The sequence below is a fragment of the Xanthobacter sp. 91 genome (genome assembly GCF_000702385.1).
GTDB lineage: Bacteria > Pseudomonadota > Alphaproteobacteria > Rhizobiales > Xanthobacteraceae > Xanthobacter > Xanthobacter aminoxidans.
Genome location: NZ_JNIB01000001.1, coordinates 3,098,783 through 3,118,057, shown reverse-complemented (window position 1 = coordinate 3,118,057; position 19,275 = coordinate 3,098,783). Strand labels below are relative to the sequence as shown.

Here is a 19,275-nt window from a genome sequence, read left to right as displayed (position 1 = left end):
ATGATCGGACGCATCCTCGGCTTCTATTTCGCGCGGCGCTTCGCGCACGCAGTGGCGGTCATCTTCCTGTCCTGCGTCACGCTGATCGTGCTCGTGGACTTCCTGGAGATGGCCCGGCGCACGGCGGACCGCGAGCAGGTGACGGTGAGTCTTCTCGCCCTGCTCACCCTCTACCGCGCCCCCGCCTTCACCGAGCAACTCCTGCCCTTCGCCGTGCTGTTCGGCGGCATGGTCACCTTCGTCATCCTGTCCCGCCGGCTCGAACTGGTGGTGGCGCGGGCGGTGGGGCTTTCGGTCTGGCAGTTCATCACCCCGCCGGTTCTGGTGGCCTTCCTGGTGGGCGTCTTCGCCACCTGCGTGTTCAACCCCATCTCTGCCGACTTCAAGGAGCGGGCCAACCAGATCGAGGGCGACATCTTCGCCAGCGGCGGCGGCACCCCCGGCTTTACCCAGGGGAAGAAAGACTTCTGGATTCGCCAGCAGAGCGTGGACGGCCAATCCATCATCCAGGCGCAGTCCTCCCGCCAGGGCGGCCGCGTGCTGTCGGGCGTGGTGATTTTCGAGTTCGATCCGGCCGGGAACTTCATGGAGCGTGTGGAGGCGAAATCTGCAACCTTGGGAGATGGTGCATGGATTCTTACCGGCGCCAAGGTGCTCGTTCCGGGCCTCGACCTTGCTTCCTATGATACCTACCTGATCGCCACGAAGCTGGACCCGAAGCAGATCCAGGATTCGCTGATCGCCCCGGAAACCGTGTCGTTCTGGCAACTCCCGTCGGCTATTCGCAGTGCAGAACAATCCGGCTTCGGCGCGGAAAAATACCGCTTGCAGCTCCAGAGCCTTCTCGCAAAGCCGTTTCTGCTGGTGGCAATGGTCCTCATTGCCGCGGTCGTGGGCCTCCGCGTGTTCCGCTTCGGCGGGGTGGGCCAGACGATTCTCGGTGGCGTGCTTGCGGGCTTTCTGCTTTATGTTGGGACCAAGCTCGCCGAGGATCTTGGTGAGGCTGGAATCGTTCATCCCGTTGCTGCTGCGTGGTTTCCTGCAGTGACCGGGATTTTGTTGGGGGCGCTCATTCTGTTGCACCGGGAGGACGGATGACGGTCGGGCATCCCCCCGCCGTAGGGATGACTGCCAAGGGCCTTCGCGCAGCTGCGCGGGGAACGGGTGGTCGCGCGTCTCGACGCGCCTCCTCGGCTGCCGCCTTCAGCTTGATCTTTGCCGGCCTCGTCGCCCTCCTCGCGCCGATGGGGAGCGCCCGTGCGCAGACCGCTCAGCCTGCCGCCAGCCAGAACACGGCGCCGGGCAGCAATCTCCTCGCCGCGCGCCAGCTCGACCCGAACCAGAAGATGCTGGTGACGGCCGACCAGCTTGAATACGACTACCAGAAGGACACCGTCGCGGCGGTCGGCAACGTCCAGATCTATTACGACGGCTCCTCCCTCGAGGCGCACCGCGTGGTGCTGGACCGCAAGGCCAACACCCTGCGCGCGGAAGGCAATGCCCGCCTCAAGGACAAAGATGGCAAGATCATCACCGCCGACACCCTGCAGCTGACGCAGGACTTCAAGCAGGGCTTCATCGATTCCCTGCGCCTCGACACGCCGGACAACACCCACTTCGCCGCCATCCGCGCCGACCGGACCGATGGCAACATCACGGTGTTCCAGAACGGCATCTACACGGCCTGCGAGCCGTGCAAGGACGACCCTTCCAAGCCGCCGCTGTGGCAGATCAAAGCCAAGAAGATCATCCACAACGACGACGAGAAGATGGTCTATTACGAGGACGCCTGGGTCGAGTTTTTCGGCCTGCCGGTGGCCTATTTCCCGTACATGTCGTCGCCGGACCCGACGGTGAAGCGCAAGACCGGCTTCCTCATGCCGGAGTTCTTCTCCTCCAGCCAGATCGGCTACGGCGTCGCCGTTCCCTTCTTCTGGAACATCGCGCCCGACCGCGACCTGACCCTGACCCCCGCCTTCCTGACCCAGCAGGGCGTGCTGATGCAGGGCGAGTGGCGCCAGCGCCTGATCAACGGCAGCTACACCATCCGCGCCGCCGGCATCGTGCAGCAAAACCCGCAGGACTTCATCACCACGTCCAACGGCATCACCGAGATCCTGCCCGGCTATCGCCAGGACCGCGGCTCGGTGGACAGCTCCGGCGCCTTCGCTCTGAACAAGTTCTGGACCTTCGGCTGGGACGGCACCATCGTCTCCGACCGCACCTTCCTGCGCGACTACAACCTGATCCCGGACACCACCACCACCAAGACCTCCACCGTCTACCTGACGGGCCAGGGCGACCGGTCCTATTTCGACCTGCGCGGCCTCTACTTCCTCGGCCTTGGCGTGACGGACGATCAGGCCCGCCAGCCCATCGTCGGCACGCTCAACTACGACAAGGTGTTCAACAACGCCCTGTGGGGCGGCGAGGCCGGCTTCAAGGTGAACCTCACCAGCCTGACCCGCCAGCAGGCCGACTTCATCGGCACCTCCGAACTCACCTCCGCCATCGGCAGCGTCGGCGTGCCCACCGGCGCGTGCACCCTGTGGAGCCCGAACGCCAAGGAATGCCTGCTGCGCGGCGCGCCGGGCGACTACACGCGCCTGTCCGGCGACGTCTACTGGAAGAAGACCATCACCGATCCCCTCGGCCAGCAGTGGACGCCGTTCGTCACGGCGCGGGTGGACGTGGCCTCGGTCAACACCTCCTACCTGCCCGCCAGCTACCAGTTCGGCCCCACCTTCCCCGGGCAGAACCCGCTCCAGTCCGGCAGCGACGACCTCATCCGCGCCATGCCTGCGGTCGGTCTCGACTACAAATATCCCTTCATCTCGGCCGAGAGCTGGGGCACCCAGACCATCGAGCCCAGGGCGCAGGTCATCATCCGCCCGAACGAGAGCAACATCGGCAAGTTCCCGAACGAGGACGCCCAGAGCCTGGTGTTCGACGACACCAACCTGTTCGAGGTGAACAAGTATTCCGGTTACGACCGGGTCGAGGGCGGCAGCCGCCTGAACCTCGGCGTGACCTACACCGCTGCCATCAACGGCGCGGGCCTGTTCACCGCCGTGGTCGGCCAGTCCTACAACCTGTTCGGCAAGAACTCCTACGCCTACGGCGACATGGCCAACACCGGCCTCGAATCGGGCCTCGAGACCTCGGCCTCGGACTACATCGCCAAGTTCGGCTACTCGCCCACCAAGTATCTCGAATTCGTGACCCGCTTCCGCTTCGACGAGCAGAACTTCTCCATGCAGCGCTTCGAGCTGCAGGCGCGGGCCGAGATCGACAGGTTCAATATCGCCGTCACCTACGGCCGCTACGAGGCCCAGCCGCTGCTCGGCTATTACGACCCGCGCGAGGGCATCTACACCAACGCCTCCTACAAGCTGAACGACAACTGGGCCATCCGCGGTGCCCTGCGCTACGACTTCGCCGCGGGCGAGGTGGACTATACCCTCGTCGGCCTCAGCTACATCGACGACTGCTTCACCCTCGCCCTGAACTACATCTCCGACTACACCCTCAACGGCCCCAACGCGCCGCCGGTGACAAAGGTGATGTTCCGCATCGGCCTGCGCACCCTCGGCGAAGGCGGCTTCTCCACCAGCTTCGGCTCCGAATCCTCGAATTGATGCCGGCTGCGGCGGCGAACGTTACGGCCACGCTCGCGAAGCCGCATTGCCGCCACAGGATGAAGACAAAAGTCGCAGGCAGCCCCCGGACAGGACCATGCCGCTCGTACGCCTTCTTCTCCTCGCCATCGCCCTCCTCGTGCCCGTGCTCACCTTGGGTACGCCGGCGCTCGCGCAGCAGGTCGTGGTCATCGTCAACGGCGATCCGATCACGAACTACGACGTCTCGCAGCGCCAGCTCCTCCACAGCCTCATCGAGCGCAAGCCCATCGGCGCAAAGGAAGCGCTGGAAGAGCTGATCGACGAGCGGCTCAAGATCCAGCAGGCCAGCCGCCTGAAGCTCGACGTGGATCAGAAGGACGTGGACCGCATGTTCGCCTCGGTGGCCGAGCGGTCGGGCCGCACGCCCGAGCAATTGTCCTCCGGCTTCAAGCAGCAGGGCCTCGACGACCGCACCTTCAAGCAGAAGCTGCTCGCCGATTATGTCTGGGGCCAGTATGTCCGCGCCCGTTCCGGCACGGTGAACATCCGCGATGCCGACGTGATCGCCGCCTTGCAGAAGCGTGGCGAGACCCAATTGGTCGCCACCGAATACACCCTCATGCCCATCGTCTTCGTGGTGCCGCGCAACGCCAGCACGCATCAGGCGCGACTGGCCGAAGCCAACGCCCTGCGTGCCCGCTTCACCGATTGCGACAGCGGCGCCCAGATGGTGAAGTCCATGAAGGAGGTGGTGGTGCGCCCCAAGGTGACGCGCCTGTCCTCCGAAGTCCCCGCCCAGCTCAAGCAGATCCTGGACAAGACCGAGATTGGCCGGCTCACGCCGCCGGAGGTCGCCCAGGCCGGAGTCGAGACCTTTGCCATGTGCGGCAAGCGGGAGGTGCGCGGTGAGAGCTCGCAGAAGCGCGAGATCAAGGACGAGCTGACCACCAGCCAGTTCACCGCCGAATCGAAGAAGTTCATCGCCGAGCTGCGCAAGCAGGCCCTGATCCAATACCGTCGCTGATCCGCGCGGCGGGACTTCGCGCCAGTTCCCGCGTGCTATGGTCGGCCCGCGCTCGCACCCGGCGCAGAACCGTACTGCTGACGAATCGCTGATGCCCGCCGTCTCCCCCCTTGTTCTCGCCCTCGGCGATCCGGCCGGCATCGGCCCCGACGTCACGCTCGCCGCCTTCCTGCGCCGTCGCGCGGCAGGTGGCGCGACAGGTGGCCTGGCAGGTGGCACCGCGGCCGTCCCGGCCTTCATCGTCGCCGGTGATCCCGCCGCGCTCGCCGCCCGCGCCGACCTCCTCGGCCTCGACGTTCCGCTTGTCGAGACGACACCCGAGGGCGCAGTCGCGCACTTTGCCAATGCCCTGCCGGTGCTCCCCGCCGGCCCTGCCTTCACCGGCCGGCCCGGCCGGCCTGACGCCTCCTCCGCCGCCTGCGTGGAGGCAAGCCTTGAGGCCGCCCTCGGCCTTGTGACAGCCGGGCGCGCCGCGGCCCTCGTCACCAATCCGCTCGCCAAGTCTGTCATGTACGAGGCGGGCTTTCCCTTTCCCGGCCATACTGAATGGCTCGCCGACCGCGCCGCCGCGCCGGGCCGGGCAGCGCCGCATCCGGTGATGATGATCTGGTCGGAGCAGCTCGCGGTGGTGCCGGCCACGATCCACGTGCCCTATGCCGAGGTGCCCGGCCTTCTCACCGTTGACCTGCTGGTGAAGACCGGTCGCATCGTCGCCCGCGACATGGCACGGCGCTTCGGCATCGCCCGCCCCCGCCTCGCCTTCTGCGGCCTCAATCCCCACGCAGGCGAAGAGGGAACGCTGGGCGGCGAGGACGAGGCCATCGTGCGGCCGGCTGTGGAGGCGCTGAAGCGCGAGGGCATCCTCGCCACCGGCCCCCTGCCCGCCGACACCATGTTCCATCCCGAAGCGCGGGCGCGCTATGACGTGGCGGTGGGCATGTATCACGATCAGGTTCTGATCCCGGCCAAGACCCTCGCCTTCCACGATGGGGTGAATGTGACCCTCGGCCTGCCCTTCATCCGTACCTCGCCGGACCACGGCACGGCCTTCGACATCGCCGGCACGGGCCGGGCCGATCCCTCCAGCCTGATCGCCGCCCTGAGGCTCGCCCGCCGCCTCGCCGACGCCGAGAGGGCGACGAGCCAAGCCCCGGCTCCTGCACTGGCGCGCGCATGAGCGCGCTCGACGATCTGCCGCCGCTGCGCGACGTCATCCGCAAGCACGGCCTCTCCGCGCAGAAGTCGCTGGGGCAGAACTTCCTGCTGGATCTCAACCTCACCGGCCGCATCGCCCGCGCCTCCGGGCCGCTGGAAGATGTGACGATTGTGGAGGTCGGCCCCGGTCCGGGCGGCCTCACCCGCGCGCTGCTGGCTCTGGGTGCGAAGCGCGTCATCGCCATCGAGCGCGACCGGCGGTGCATGGATGCGCTGGCCGAGGTCGCGGATCACTATCCGGGCCGGCTGGAGGTCATCGAGGGCGATGCGCTGAAGGTAGACGTGCGCCCCCTCCTCGGCGAGGGTGAGGCGCGGGTGGTGGCGAACCTGCCCTACAACATCGCCACCGTGCTGCTGGTGGGCTGGCTCTCCACGGACCCATGGCCGCCGTGGTTCTCCTCCCTCACCCTCATGTTCCAGAAGGAAGTGGCGGAGCGCATCGTGGCGGAGCCCGGCTCGAAGGCCTACGGCCGCCTCGCGGTGCTGGCCGGCTGGCGCACCAAGGGACGGATCGCCTTCGACGTCGCCCCCTCGGCCTTCGTGCCGCCGCCCAAGGTGACGTCCTCGGTGATCCACCTCGTGCCGCGCGCGGAGCCCCTGCCCTGCGCGCTGTCCGCTCTGGAGAAGGTGACGGAAGCCGCCTTCGGCCAGCGCCGCAAGATGCTGCGCCAGAGCCTGAAGACCCTTGGCGTCGATGCGATGGCCCTGCTCGCCGCCGCCGGCGTGGAGGAAACCGCCCGCGCCGAGGAAATCGACGTCGCCGGCTTCGTCCGGCTGGCCAACGCCTTCTCCGAAGGCATCGGCCGTCCGTTCGGCGCGCTGTCCGCGCTCAAGTGAGATGATGCGGCGGCGCTACTCCGCCGCCTCCACCCGCGCCGGATCATAGTTGAGGATGGGGGCGAGCCAGCGCTCGGCCTCCGCCACGGTCCAGCCCTTGCGCTTCGCGTAGTCCTCCACCTGATCGCGCTCGATGCGGCCGACGCCGAAATAGGCGCTCTGCGGATGAGCGAAATAGAGGCCGGACACCGCCGCGCCGGGCCACATGGCGAAGCTCTCGGTGAGGTGGATGCCCGCCTTGTGGGTGGCGTCCAGCAGCTCGAAGATCGTCGCCTTTTCCGTATGGTCGGGCTGGGCCGGATAGCCCGGCGCCGGACGGATGCCGCGGTAGCGCTCGGCGATGAGGTCGTCGTTGGGGAGCGCCTCGTCGGCCGCATAGCCCCACAGCCTGGTGCGCACCAGATGGTGCAGCCGCTCGGCGAAGGCCTCGGCGAGGCGGTCGCACAGGGCCTTGAGCAGGATGGCGGAATAATCGTCGTTGGCCGTCTTGAAGGCCGCCACCCGGTCCTCCTCGCCGATGCCCGCCGTCACCGCGAAGCCGCCCACATAGTCGGAGACGCCGCTCTCCAGCGGGGCCACGAAATCCGCCAGTGCCAGATTGTGCCGCCCTTCCCGCCGCGCAAGCTGCTGGCGCAGGGTGTGCAGGGTGGCGAGCGGGGTCTTGCGGCTGTCGTCGCGGAACAGGAGGATGTCGTCGCCCACGGCGTTGGCCGGCCAGAAGCCCACCACGGCGCGGGCCGTCACCCACTTCTCCGAGACCATCTTCTGCAGCATGGCTTGCGCGTCGGCGAACAGCGCGCGCGCCGGCTCGCCCACCACCGCGTCCTCCAGGATCGAGGGATAGCGCCCGGTCAGCTCCCAGGACTGGAAGAAGGGCGTCCAGTCGATATAGGGCACGAGGTCGGCGAGGTCGTGGTCCTCGATCACATGGGTGCCGAGGAAGGAGGGCTTTTCCGGCGCGTGGGCCGAGAAATCCAGCTTCAGGGCGTTCTCGCGCGCCTTGGCGAGCGTGAGCCGCTGCTTGTTGGCGTCGGCGCGGGCGTGGGCCTCGGCGAGCTTGGCATATTCCGCGCGCACGTCGGCCACATAGGCGCCGCGCGTCTCGGCGTTGAGCAGGTTGGAGACGACGCCCACCGCGCGGCTCGCGTCGGTGACATAGACCGCCTGACCGCGGTCATAGCGCGGCGCGATCTTCACCGCCGTGTGGACCCGCGAGGTCGTGGCGCCGCCGATGAGGAGCGGCACCGAAAATCCCTCGCGCTCCATCTCGGAGGCGACGTTCACCATCTCGTCCAGCGAAGGGGTGATGAGGCCGGAAAGGCCGATCACGTCCACCTTCTCGTCCTTGGCCACCTGCAGGATCTTCTGCGTGGGCACCATCACGCCGAGGTCGATGACCTCGTAATTGTTGCACTGGAGCACGACGCCCACGATGTTCTTGCCGATGTCGTGGACATCGCCCTTCACCGTCGCCATCAGCACCTTGCCGGCGGCCGAGGCGGAGGTGATGCCCATCTCCTCCTTTTCCTTCTCCATGAAGGGCATGAGATAGGCCACCGCCTGCTTCATCACGCGGGCGGACTTCACCACCTGGGGCAGGAACATCTTGCCGGCGCCGAACAGGTCGCCCACCACGTTCATGCCGGACATCAGCGGGCCTTCGATGACGTGCAGCGGGCGCGCCACCTGCTGGCGGGCCTCCTCCGTGTCGGCCTCGACGAAATCGGTGATGCCGTTGACCAGGGCATGGGCGAGGCGCTTGTCCACCGGCCAGGTGCGCCAGGCGAGGTCGGCCTCCTTCTTCTCCTTGCCGGCGGCTCCCCTGAAGCCCTCGGCGATCTCCAGCAGGCGCTCGGTGGCGTCGGGACGGCGGTTCAGCACCACGTCCTCGCACGCCTCGCGCAGCTTGGGCTCGATCTCGTCATAGACGGCGAGCTGGCCGGCATTGACGATGCCCATGTCCATGCCCGCCTTGATGGCGTGATAGAGGAACACGGCGTGCATCGCCTCGCGCACCGGCTCGTTGCCGCGGAACGAGAAGGAGAGGTTGGAGACGCCGCCCGAAACATGGGCATAGGGCAGGCTCTGGCGGATGAAGCGGGTCGCCTCGATGAAGGCGACGCCATAGCCCGAATGCTCCTCGATGCCGGTGGCCACCGCGAAGATGTTGGGATCGAAGATGATGTCTTCCGGCGGGAAGCCCACCTGTTCGGTCAGGATGCGGTAGGCGCGCTCGCAGATGGAGGTCTTGCGGGCATAGCTGTCGGCCTGCCCCTCCTCGTCGAAGGCCATCACCACCACCGCGGCGCCATAGGCGCGCACCAGCCGGGCCTTTTCCAGGAAGGCTTCCTCGCCCTCCTTGAGGGAGATGGAATTGACAATGCCCTTGCCCTGCAGTCGCTTCAGCCCCTGCTCGATGATCTCCCACTTGGACGAGTCGACCATCACCGGCACCTTGGCGATGTCCGGCTCGGCGGCGACGAGGTTGAGGAAGGTGATCATGGCGGCCTCGCTGTCGAGGAGGCCTTCGTCCATGTTGATGTCGATCACCTGCGCGCCGCTCTCCACCTGATCGCGGGCCACCGCGAGGGCGGCGGGGAAGTCGCCGGTGGTGACGAGCTTGCGGAAGCGGGCGGAGCCGGTGACGTTGGTGCGCTCGCCCACGTTCACGAAGGGGATCTGCGGCGTCAGCTCGAACGGCTCGAGGCCGGAGAGGCGCAGGCGCGGCTCCAGCTCCGGAACCTCGCGCGGGGCCTTGCCCTTCACCACCTCGGCGATGGCGCGGATGTGGGCGGGCGTGGTGCCGCAGCAGCCACCCACCACGTTCACGAGGCCGGAGGCGGCGAACTCGCCCACGAGGGCCGCCATGGCCTCCGGGCTCTCGTCATACATGCCGAATTCGTTGGGCAGCCCCGCATTGGGATAGGCGCAGACGAGGGTGTCCGCCACCCGGCCGATCTCGGCGATGTGGGCGCGCATCTCGCGGGCGCCCAGAGCGCAGTTGAGGCCGATGGAGAAGGGCTTGGCGTGGCGCAGCGAATACCAGAAGGCGCTCGGCGTCTGGCCCGAAAGCGTGCGGCCGGAGAGATCGGTGATGGTGCCGGAGATCATCACCGGCAGCCGGAAGCCCCGCTCCGCGTACAGCTTTTCGATGGCGAAGATGGCCGCCTTGGCGTTCAGCGTGTCGAAGATGGTCTCGACGAGAAGGATGTCGGCGCCGCCGTCCACGAGGCCGCGCGCCTGCTCGAAATAGGCGTCGGCCAGTTCGTCGAAGGTCACCGCGCGGAAGCCGGGGTCGTTCACATCCGGCGAGATGGAGGCGGTGCGGTTCGTCGGGCCGAAGGCGCCGGCGACGAAGCGGCGGCGGCCATCCTCCTTCTGGGCGATGTCGGCCGCCTCGCGGGCGAGCTTCGCGCTCTCGAAGTTCAGCTCGTAGACGATCTCCTCCATGCCGTAGTCGGCCTGGGCGATGGAGGTGCCGGAGAAGGTGTTGGTCTCCACCATGTCCGCGCCGGCGCGGAAATATTCGAGGTGGATGGCCCGAACTGCGTCCGGCTGGGTGAGGCTGAGAAGGTCGTTGTTGCCCTTCACGTCCCGCGGCCAGTCCTTGAACCGCTCGCCCCGATAGCCTGCCTCGTCCAGCTTCAACTGCTGGATCATGGTGCCCATGGCCCCGTCGAGCACCAGGATGCGCTCGGCGGCGGCCTTGGCGAGATCGGCGAAGATGGTGTCGGCGTGGGTTGAAGAGGCGGTGTTCGGGGTGGTCGTGGGCGCGGTCATGGGGCGGTCTCAAGGCTCGGGGCGACGCACGCGCGCGCCTCCGTGAAGGACAGGCCGGCGCACCGCGCCGGCGGGAATGGCGGCGCGCTCAGACCGCCATCGCCTGCACCGCCGGCGCTGCGTCCGGGCGCAGCCCGAGCAGGTGGCAGATGGCGTAGACGAGGTCGGCGCGGTTCAGGGTATAGAAATGGATATCGGTGACACCGCGATCAACGAGGTCCGTCACCTGCTCCGCCGCCACGGCCGCGGCGATGAGCTTGCGGGTCTCGGGATCGTCGTCCAGCCCCTCGAACCGCTTCAGCAGCCACGCGGGCACGCTCGCTCCGGTGCGGGTGGCGAAGTTCGACGCCTGCTTGAAGTTCGTCACCGGCAGCAGGCCGGGCAGGATGGGGATGTCGATGCCCCTGGCGCGCACCTTGTCGAGGTAGCGGAAATAGACGTCGTTCTCGAAGAAGAACTGGGTGATGGCGCGGGTGGCGCCGGCGTCCACCTTGGCCTTCAGATAGTCGATGTCCGCATCGAGGCTGGCGCTTTCCGGGTGCTTCTCGGGATAGGCGGAGACCGACACCTCGAAATCGCCGATGCGGCGGATGCCTTCCACGAGGTCACAGGCATATGGATAGCCGTCCGGATGCGGCTCGTACTTCGTCCCGACGCCGGTCGCCGGATCGCCGCGCAGGGCGACGATGTGCTTGACGCCGGCATCCTTGTAGGCGCGCACCACGTCGTCGATCTCGGCCCGGCTGGCCCCGACGCAGGTGAGGTGCGCCGCCGGATGAAGGTCCGTCTCCTTCACGATGCGCGCGACCGTCGCATGGGTGCGCTCACGCGTGGAGCCGCCCGCGCCATAGGTGACGGAGACGAAGCTCGGGGACAGGGGCGCCAGCCGGTGGATGGAGGCCCAGAGGGTCTTTTCCATCTCCTCCGTTTTGGGCGGGAAGAACTCGAAGGAGACATTCACCGGCGGCCGGTCCATCTCCCGGCTGGCCCGCACGGGCGCCGCGGCGGGACTGGGAGCGGGGGTGGTCATCAGGCAATCTCCCTGTGGGCGAGGTCGGCGTCGGCCACCACGTAGCGCGGATCGCGGGCGAGCCAGAGCGAGACGGTGAGGCCGTCGCCGGCGCCACCATCGGGGGTGAGGGTATCGAAGGAAACGAGCTCAAGGCCCGCGGCGGCGAGCCAGCCCTCCACCGTCGCCCGGTCGAAGCCGAGGTGGCGATGGGCATGGGCCTCGCGCAGGAATTCGAGGCCGTGGGGGGCGAAGTCCACCACCAGCAACCGGCCGCCTGGCGCCAGCACCCGCGCCGCTTCTTTCAGCGCGCGGCTGCCGTCGTCGAGATAGTGCAGCACCTGATGGACGATCACGGCGTCGAACGCGTCGCGCGGGACCGGGACGGCATAGATGTCGCTCTGGCGCAGCAGGCAGTTGCGGACGCCCGCGCGCTCCAGATTGGCACGGGCGACGCCCAGCATGTCCGGGGAGAGATCGACGCCCATGCCGCGCTCGATGTCGGGCGCGAACAGCTCCAGCATCCGCCCCGTGCCGGTCCCAAGATCGAGCAGCGCGCGGACGGGCATACCCGCAAACGCACGGCGCACGGCGGCTTCCACCGCCGCCTCGGGCACATGCAGGCGGCGAATCTCGTCCCACTGGCGGGCATGGGCCGCGAAATAGCCCTGCGCGGCCGCGGCGCGGGCGGCGCGCACCGCCTCCAGCCGCGCCCGATCGCCGACGAGAACCGGATCGTCCCGGTCGAGCAGGTCGAGCAGGCTCCGGGCGATTCGCCCGCCCGGCCCCTCCGACGCGCGGCGGTAGAAGACCCAACTGGCCTCCCGGTGACGATCCACCAGCCCGGCATCGGCCAGGAGCTTGAGGTGGCGGGAAATGCGCGGCTGCGACTGGCCAAGGATTTCAGTGAGATCGGAGACGGTGAGCTCAGCCTCCCCCAGCACCGCGACAAGACGCAGGCGCGTATCCTCCCCGGCGGCCTTGAGGCCCTCGAGGACGGCGGCGAAGGAGGAAGCTGCGGGCGCAGGCCGATCTGACATAAAGATATCTTTATATCCTTACCGACAGGCATTCAAGCCCGCGACCTATGCCCCGCGCGCCACAGTGCGATCACGATCGCGAGCCACCGGGAATCTCGCATTGCCGGGGATCTCTTGCAGGCCTAAAGGCGTTTCAGGACAAGAGCTGCAAAGCTGGAACAAGTTACCGCCGGACGGGCCAAATTTTTCCGCGACCCGTTTCCAATTTCGTCACGTTTCACGGTTAACACCTCAAGCATGACCCTTCGCAACACCCTCCTCGCCGCCGTCGGCGCGTGCGTTCTTGCCGCTCCGGCCTTCGCCCAGGGGCCGTACGGTGGCCCGAACTACAGCCTGCCCGGCGGGCAGCAGGACGATGCTACCGGCACGCTCCCGCCCGCGCCTGTCGGTGGCTATGGCGAGGCGCCTCCCGGCTATTCGGACCCCTATGCGCGCCAGCAGGCGCCGGTGCGCCGCGACCAGGTGGAGCGCACGGAGCTTCCCGCGCCGGGTCAGGCCTATCCCCTGCAGGCCTATCCCCAGCCGGCGCAGCAGGGCTATCCGCAGCCCGCGCCCGGCGGCCCTGTTGCGGTGGCCCCCGATTCCGGTCCCTACCCGACCGCCGTTCCGGCGCAGGGTCAGCAGGCCTATGGCGGCCAGCCGGTCTACAATTCTGCGCCCGACCTCTACGGCCGCCAGGCGACCCCCACCGCCTATGAGCCCCAGCAGCCGGCCTATGGCCAGCAGCAGCCCGGCTATTCCGGCTCCGGCCGCGGCGCGGTGGATCAGGATGCGCTCTATGCCAGCCTGAACAATGCACCGGCCCCCGCGGGCACCTACGGCCCCAACTCCGCCGTGGTGCCCGGCACCACCGAGGCGCCGTCCGGCCCCCGCATCGAGAATGTCGATCCGACCGAGCCCGTACCCGAGCGCTTCCGCCGCCAGACGGTGGATTACGTGACCACCCAGCCGGCCGGCACCATCGTCATCGATACGCCGAACACCTACCTCTACTTCGTCCTCGGCGGCGGCAAGGCCGTCCGCTACGGCATTGGCGTGGGCCGCGAAGGCTTCACCTGGGCCGGTACCGAGAAGATCACGGCGAAGAAGGAATGGGCCGACTGGCGCCCGCCGTCCGAGATGATCCAGCGCCAGCCCTACCTACCGCGCTTCATGGCCGGTGGCCCGGGCAATCCGCTCGGCGCCCGCACCATGTATCTCGGCGGCACCGTCTACCGCATTCACGGCACCAACGAGCCGCAGACCATCGGCAAGTTCGTGTCGTCCGGCTGCTTCCGCATGCTGAACGCGGACGTGGAAGACCTCTACGACCGCGCCAAGGTGGGCACCAAGGTGGTGATTCTCCCCAAGGGCAGCTCGGCCCCCCAGGCCAATGCCGCTCCGGCACCGGTTTCCACCGCCTCGGCCGGCAAGCCCGCAGCCCAGCGCTGAGCGCAGAGCGTCCCCACAGGGAAAAGACCTGACCGCAACGGCCCGGCCCACGCCGGGCCGTTTTGCGTTTGAGGGCCGTTCGTCCTCGGTCTTGGGCTCCGCAATCTGCCGGAGCCCAAGACCACTGTGCGTGACGTTCCGCTTCGATATGATGGCCCCGCAGCGATCAAGCTGACAGGAGAGGCCCATGTCCACGCCTGCATCTGCGCCCACCCCCGCTTCCGCCGTCGCCGACCAGCTGCACGCCATCCGCGCGAGCTGGGGCTGGTTCGCGGTGCTCGGCATCGCCTTCATCGTGCTCGGCTTCGTCGCCCTCGCCCATGTGCTCGCCTCCACGGTCGTCACCGTCCTGTATGTGGGCGCGCTGATTCTGGTGGGCGGCGTGGTGCAGGTCATCCACGCCTTCCGGGTGCAGGGCTGGGGACGCTTCTTCTACTGGCTGCTGGCGGGCCTGCTCTACGTCGTGGCCGGCGGCCTGATGATGTACAACCCGCTGCTCGGCGCCGGCGTGCTCACGCTGATGATCGGCGTGGCGCTCGCCGTCGAAGGCATCTTCCGCGTCTTCGCCGGTTTCGGCTCCCAGCACGGCAAGGGCTGGGGCTGGATCGTGGTGTCCGGCATCGTCACCCTGCTTTTGGGCCTCATCATCATCGCCCGCTGGCCGGTGAACTCCGTCTATATCCTCGGCCTGTTCCTCGGCGTGGACCTCATCGTCAACGGCGTCGGCACGCTGATGTTCGGCCTCGCCCTGCGCGACAAGAAGAACTGAGTCGCGGCACACCGTCCGAGACGAAAAACCGCCCCGCCCGTCCGCGGCGGGGGCGTTGCCGGGAACGGGCGAGGCGGACGGCCCCGGGGGGCGTCGGGGCGCGTCTTGATTCAGTCGAAGGGCATCATTCCGCCGGCTGCGGCAGGGCGGACGGCGCGGTCTCCCCGTCCATCACCTTCACGCGGAACCAGGTGGCGTACAGCGCCGGCACCACCAGCAATGTGAGCACGGTCGCCACCAGCAGGCCGCCCATGATGGTGACGGCCATCGGCCCCCAGAACACACTCTCCGCCAGCGGGATCATGCCGAGCACGGCGGCCAGCGCCGTGAGCACAACGGGCCGTGCCCGGCGCAGGGTCGCCTCAACGATGGCGCGGTGGGGCGTCGCGCCGTCGCGGATGTCGTGGTCGATCTGGTCCACCAGGATCACCGTGTTGCGCATGATCATGCCGGCGAGCGCGATGAGCCCGAGCAGCGCCACGAAGCCGAACGGCCGGTGCGCGATGAGCAGCGCCGCCGCCGCGCCGATGAGGCCGAGGGGCGCCGTCGCCAGCACGAGGGCAAGGCGCGAGAAGCTCTGCAGCTGGATCATCAGCAGCGTGAGCATGACGATGATCATCACCGGAAACACCGCCGCCAGCGAGGCATTGGCCTTGGCGCTTTCCTCGATGGAGCCGCCGGTCTCGATGCGATAGCCGGGCGGCAGCTCGGCCTTGAGCTGCGCCAGCTTGGGCAGGAGGCGGGTGGTCACGTCAGGCGGCTGCACGCCGTCCCGCACATCGCCGCGCACGGTGAGCACGAGGTCGCGGTCGCGCCGCCAGAGGATCGGCTCCTCATGGGCATAGCCGATGCGCGCCACCTGTCCGAGCGGCACGGCCAGCCCGTTGCGGGTGGTGACGGTGAGCGCTGCGAGGTGTTCCAGGTCCACCCGCTCCTCCGGCACGGCACGTGCCATCACGTCGATGAGCAGGTTGCCCTCGCGCAGCTGGGTGATGGCATAGCCCTGAAGCAGCGTCTGCAGCGTCTCGGCGATATCGCGCGGCGAGGTGCCGAGCGCACGGGCGCGGTCCTGATCGACGGTCAAGGTGATGGACTTGACCTGCTCGCCCCAATTGAGGTGCGGGTCGATCATGTCCGTATCGGAGGCCATCACGAGGCGCACCTTCTCGGCGATGTCGCGCACCGCGATGGGGTCCGGCCCCACCACGCGGAACTGCACCGGGAAGCCCACCGGCGGGCCGAACACGAAGCGGTCCACGCGCACCCGCGCTTCCGACAGCGCGCCTTCGGCCAGCTCCGCGTCGAGCCGGGCCTTCAGCCGCTCGCGGGCCGCCACGTCCTTCGCCACGATGACGATCTGCGCGAAGTTCGGATTGGGCAGCACCGGATTGAGGCCGAGCCAGAAGCGGGGCGCGCCGCGGCCCACATAGGTGGTGCTGGTGGCCACGTCGGGGTCCTCGCCCACGAGAGCCTCCGCCTTCTTCGCCGTCGCCTCGGTGACGGTGATGGAGGTGCCTTCGGGCAGGCGGATCTCCAGGAACAGCTCCGGCCGTGTGGAGGTGGGGAAGAACTGCTGCTGCACGAAGCCGAAGGCCACCACGGACCCGGCGAACATCACGACGGTCGTGCCGATCACCATGAAGCGGTGGCGCAGGCAGAATTCCAGCGTCCCGCGCAGCATGCGGTAGAGCCGGCCGTCGTGCATCTCGTGATGCCCGCCCGCCTTCTTCATGTCCGGCAGCAGCACGGTGCCAAGATAGGGCGTGAAGATCACCGCCACGAACCACGAGGCGATGAGCGCGATGCCCACCACCCAGAAGATGCCGCCGGCATATTCGCCCGAGGACGACTTGGCGAAGCCAACGGGGAGGAAGCCCGCCGCCGTCACCAGCGTGCCGGTGAGCATGGGAAAGGCGGTGGAGGTCCAGGCGAAGGTGGCGGCCGACATCCGGTCCCAGCCCTCCTCCATCTTCACCACCATCATCTCGATGGCGATGATGGCGTCGTCCACCAGCAGGCCGAGGGCGATGATGAGCGCGCCCAGCGTGATGCGGTGCAGGTCCATGCCCGCCGAGAACATGATGAGGAAGACGATGGCGAGCACCAGCGGCACCGAGAGCGCCACCACGATGCCGGTGCGGAAGCCCAGAGACAGGAAGCTCACCACCAGCACGATGACGAGGGCTTCGAGGAAGGTCTTCAGGAACTCGCCCACCGATTCGCCGACGATGTGCGGCTGATCGGCCACCTGCGTCACGTCGATGCCGTGGGGCAGCTCGGCGGTGGCCTCGGCCATGGCGGCCTTAAGCCCCTCGCCCAGCGTGAGGATGTTGGCGCCCTGCGCCATGGACACACCGATGCCCAGCGCCGGCAGCCCGTGCTGGCGCATGAGGAAGGCGGGCGGGTCCTCATAGCCGCGCCGGACGGTGGCGATGTCACCGAGGCGCAGCAGCGCGCCGTTCACCGCCACCGGCACCTCGGCGATAGCCTCGACGCCGGTGAAGGCACCGGTGACGCGCAAATTGATGCGGTCGGAACGGGTGTCCACCGCGCCGCCCGCCACCACGGCATTCTGCCGGGCCACGCTGTCGAACAGCTGCTGCGGGGTGATGCCGAGATTGGCGAGGCGGGCGTGGGAGAACTCGATGTAGATCTTCTCCGGCCGCTCGCCGATGAGGTCCACCTTCTCCACGTTGGGCACGCGGAGCAGGCGCTGGCGGATGAGTTCCGCCTGCCGCTTCAGCTCGGCCGGCGCCGCGCCCTGCCCGCTCAGGATGTAGAGGGCGGAATAGACGTCGCCATATTCGTCGTCGAAGCCCGGCCCGATGACACCGGCGGGAAGGTCGCCGCGCACGTCGGAGACCTTCTTGCGCACCTGGTACCAGAGGTCCTTCACCTCCTTCGCCGGCGTGTTGTCCCGGAGGAACACCTGCACGAAGGAGACGCCGGGGCGCGAATAGCTCTCCACCCGGTCGAGGTGCGGCAGGGATTGCAGCTTCTTCTCGATGGGATCGGCCACCTGCGCCTGCATCTCGGAGGCGGTGGCGCCGGGCCACGCGGCCTGCACCACCATGACCTTGATGGTGAAGGACGGGTCCTCGGCCCGGCCGAGATTGAAATAGGAATAGGCCCCCGCCGCGCCGAGCAGCAGGATGGCGAACAGGGTCAGCGCGCGATGGGTGATGGCCCAGCGCGAAAGATTGAAGCGCGAGGCGCCGTCCGGGGAAGAGCCGGCGGTGCTCACGGCCGCTGCTCCGCCAGGGTGGAAGCGCCGGCCGGCGCCTGTGCGCGGCGGGTTTCGACCGATGGCAGGCGCTCGGCGACCTCGGTCACGGAGGGGGCCTGAACGGTGCGCACCTTCTGGCCGGGCAGCAGCGTCTGGACGCCGAGGATGACCACCGCATCCCCCGGCGCGACACCGCCGGAGAGCAGCACCTCGTCGCCCGTATAGGCCGCGATCTCCACCGGGCGGGCGACGATGGCATGGGTCGCGCCATCCACCACGAACACCTGCGGGCCGTGGCCGCGATCGATGAGCGCGGAGAGCGGCAGGCGCGCCACCTGCTGCTGGTCCTTGGGGCGGAGCGTCACGGTGGCGGTCATGCCCAGCGCCACGGTCTCGTCCGCCCCGTCCAGCGTGAAGCGGGCAGGATAGGTGCGGGAGGTGGCGTCGGCCTGCGGCGACAGCTCCCGCAAGCGGGCGGGAATGCGCCGGCCGGGATCGGCCCAGAGGGAGACGACCGCATCAGCCGTGCGGGCGTCGGCAAGGGCAGTCTCGGGAAGGGAGACCAGCGCCTCCTTCTCATCGAGGCGGGCGACACGCACGATGGTCTGGCCGGAGGCCACCACCTGACCCGGCTCAGCCGAGGTCGCGACGACGACGCCGGCCGCATCGGTGACGAGGTCGGCATAGGACAGGCGGTTCTCCGCCAGCTCCAGCGAGCGCTTGGCCCGTTCGAGGCGGCCGACGGCCTCGTCCTTGGCGAGCGACTTGCGGTCGAGGTCGGCGTTGGAGGCGGCGCCCTTGGCGGTGAGCGCGCGATAGCGGGTGTCCTCGGTGGTGGTCTGGGCGAGGTTGGCGGTGGCCGCCTGCATCTCCGCCTTGGCGCTTTCCAGTTCCAGCTTGAGGTCTTCCCTGTCGAGGCGCGCCACCACGGTGCCGGGCTCGATGCGGTCGCCCACCTCCACCAGCCGCTGCACCACCTTGCCGCCCACCCGGAAGGCGAGGTCGATCTCGCGGCGGGCGCGGACCACGCCGACGAAGCTCTTCTGCGTCTGCCGCGGCCGGAAGCTCACGGTCGTGACCTGCACCGGCCGGGCGAGCGTGGCTTCCCGGGAGGCGGGAGCCTCGCCGGCGTTGGCGGGGTTTTCCTGCCCGCAGCCGGCAATCAGCAAGGCGGACCCGGCAAGGAGCAGCGCGGCCATCCCCTTCAGGTGGCGGCCGGATCGGATCGGAACGGCGAGGCGGGGCATGGGACGATCCTGTGGCTCGGGCCTGCGGAATACGAACTTAACACTGACGATTTTCGTCGATCATCACTTTTACGGCG

The 19,275-nt window shown here is 68.3% G+C and carries 12 protein-coding genes; 7 read left to right on the top strand and 5 right to left on the bottom strand.

Translation table 11 applies throughout. The features are described 5' to 3' along the window. The 5 genes from lptG (at position 1) to rsmA (ending at position 6,696) form a co-directional block, all read left to right on the top strand. Positions 1 to 1,098 carry an LPS export ABC transporter permease LptG gene (gene lptG / locus A37E_RS0114675; protein ID WP_024277693.1) on the top strand — a complete coding sequence of 366 codons (1,098 nt, stop codon included), beginning with the start codon at positions 1 to 3 and terminating at the stop codon, positions 1,096 to 1,098. A 110-nt stretch (positions 1,099 to 1,208) separates the two neighbouring features. Further along, positions 1,209 to 3,638, top strand: coding sequence for an LPS-assembly protein LptD (locus A37E_RS0114670; RefSeq protein ID WP_245279336.1), 2,430 nt, complete (start codon positions 1,209 to 1,211; stop codon positions 3,636 to 3,638). Positions 3,639 to 3,735: 97 nt separating this feature from the next. Further along, positions 3,736 to 4,644 carry a SurA N-terminal domain-containing protein gene (locus A37E_RS0114665; RefSeq protein WP_029557286.1) on the top strand — a complete coding sequence of 303 codons (909 nt, stop codon included), beginning with the start codon at positions 3,736 to 3,738 and terminating at the stop codon, positions 4,642 to 4,644. Positions 4,645 to 4,735: 91 nt separating this feature from the next. Beyond that, positions 4,736 to 5,821: a 4-hydroxythreonine-4-phosphate dehydrogenase PdxA gene (pdxA, locus tag A37E_RS0114660; protein WP_029557285.1), complete on the top strand. Its 1,086-nt coding sequence runs from the start codon at positions 4,736 to 4,738 to the stop codon at positions 5,819 to 5,821. Next, positions 5,818 to 6,696, top strand: coding sequence for a 16S rRNA (adenine(1518)-N(6)/adenine(1519)-N(6))-dimethyltransferase RsmA (rsmA, locus tag A37E_RS0114655; RefSeq protein ID WP_029557284.1), 879 nt, complete (start codon positions 5,818 to 5,820; stop codon positions 6,694 to 6,696). The genes pdxA and rsmA overlap by 4 nt, the downstream gene beginning before the upstream one ends. 15 nt (positions 6,697 to 6,711) lie before the next feature. Here the strand turns inward: rsmA and metH are convergent, their stop codons facing one another. From metH to A37E_RS0114640, 3 genes are all read right to left on the bottom strand, one after another. Further along, positions 6,712 to 10,476, bottom strand: a complete 3,765-nt coding sequence (gene metH / locus A37E_RS0114650; protein WP_081837600.1) for a methionine synthase — start codon at positions 10,474 to 10,476, stop codon at positions 6,712 to 6,714. A gap of 88 nt (positions 10,477 to 10,564) precedes the next feature. Continuing rightward, positions 10,565 to 11,506, bottom strand: a complete 942-nt coding sequence (metF, locus tag A37E_RS0114645) for a methylenetetrahydrofolate reductase [NAD(P)H] (RefSeq protein WP_024277687.1) — start codon at positions 11,504 to 11,506, stop codon at positions 10,565 to 10,567. Continuing rightward, the gene (locus tag A37E_RS0114640) at positions 11,506 to 12,525 is read right to left on the bottom strand and encodes a metalloregulator ArsR/SmtB family transcription factor (RefSeq protein WP_029557282.1); all 1,020 of its coding nucleotides are present in this window, start codon (positions 12,523 to 12,525) and stop codon (positions 11,506 to 11,508) included. The genes metF and A37E_RS0114640 overlap by 1 nt, the downstream gene beginning before the upstream one ends. 237 nt (positions 12,526 to 12,762) lie before the next feature. Here A37E_RS0114640 and A37E_RS25380 point away from each other — a divergent pair, with 237 nt between their 5' ends. Further along, positions 12,763 to 13,956 (top strand): L,D-transpeptidase, encoded by a 1,194-nt coding sequence (locus tag A37E_RS25380; protein ID WP_051679043.1) that lies wholly within the window; start codon positions 12,763 to 12,765, stop codon positions 13,954 to 13,956. 187 nt (positions 13,957 to 14,143) lie between these two features. Next, positions 14,144 to 14,725 carry an HdeD family acid-resistance protein gene (locus A37E_RS0114630; RefSeq protein ID WP_024277684.1) on the top strand — a complete coding sequence of 194 codons (582 nt, stop codon included), beginning with the start codon at positions 14,144 to 14,146 and terminating at the stop codon, positions 14,723 to 14,725. 124 nt (positions 14,726 to 14,849) lie between these two features. On the opposite strand, the gene A37E_RS0114625 is transcribed toward A37E_RS0114630, so the two are convergent. Continuing rightward, positions 14,850 to 17,969, bottom strand: a complete 3,120-nt coding sequence (locus A37E_RS0114625; protein WP_051679042.1) for an efflux RND transporter permease subunit — start codon at positions 17,967 to 17,969, stop codon at positions 14,850 to 14,852. Next, a complete protein-coding gene (locus tag A37E_RS0114620) occupies positions 17,966 to 19,198 on the bottom strand; it encodes an efflux RND transporter periplasmic adaptor subunit (protein WP_051679041.1) in 1,233 nt (410 codons plus the stop codon). Before A37E_RS0114620 ends, A37E_RS0114625 begins: the two co-directional genes overlap by 4 nt. Positions 19,199 to 19,275: the final 77 nt, after the last annotated feature.

Excerpts from the sequence above, each read along its gene's own strand:
- A37E_RS0114665 (WP_029557286.1), top strand. The coding sequence starts at position 3,736 with ATGCCGCTCGTACGCCTTCTTCTCCTCGCCATCGCCCTCCTCGTGCCC.
- metH (WP_081837600.1), bottom strand. The coding sequence starts at position 10,476 with ATGACCGCGCCCACGACCACCCCGAACACCGCCTCTTCAACCCACGCC.
- rsmA (WP_029557284.1), top strand. The coding sequence starts at position 5,818 with ATGAGCGCGCTCGACGATCTGCCGCCGCTGCGCGACGTCATCCGCAAG.
- pdxA (WP_029557285.1), top strand. The coding sequence starts at position 4,736 with ATGCCCGCCGTCTCCCCCCTTGTTCTCGCCCTCGGCGATCCGGCCGGC.
- A37E_RS0114620 (WP_051679041.1), bottom strand. The coding sequence starts at position 19,198 with ATGCCCCGCCTCGCCGTTCCGATCCGATCCGGCCGCCACCTGAAGGGG.
- A37E_RS0114630 (WP_024277684.1), top strand. The coding sequence starts at position 14,144 with ATGTCCACGCCTGCATCTGCGCCCACCCCCGCTTCCGCCGTCGCCGAC.
- A37E_RS0114640 (WP_029557282.1), bottom strand. The coding sequence starts at position 12,525 with ATGTCAGATCGGCCTGCGCCCGCAGCTTCCTCCTTCGCCGCCGTCCTC.
- lptG (WP_024277693.1), top strand. The coding sequence starts at position 1 with ATGATCGGACGCATCCTCGGCTTCTATTTCGCGCGGCGCTTCGCGCAC.
- A37E_RS25380 (WP_051679043.1), top strand. The coding sequence starts at position 12,763 with ATGACCCTTCGCAACACCCTCCTCGCCGCCGTCGGCGCGTGCGTTCTT.
- metF (WP_024277687.1), bottom strand. The coding sequence starts at position 11,506 with ATGACCACCCCCGCTCCCAGTCCCGCCGCGGCGCCCGTGCGGGCCAGC.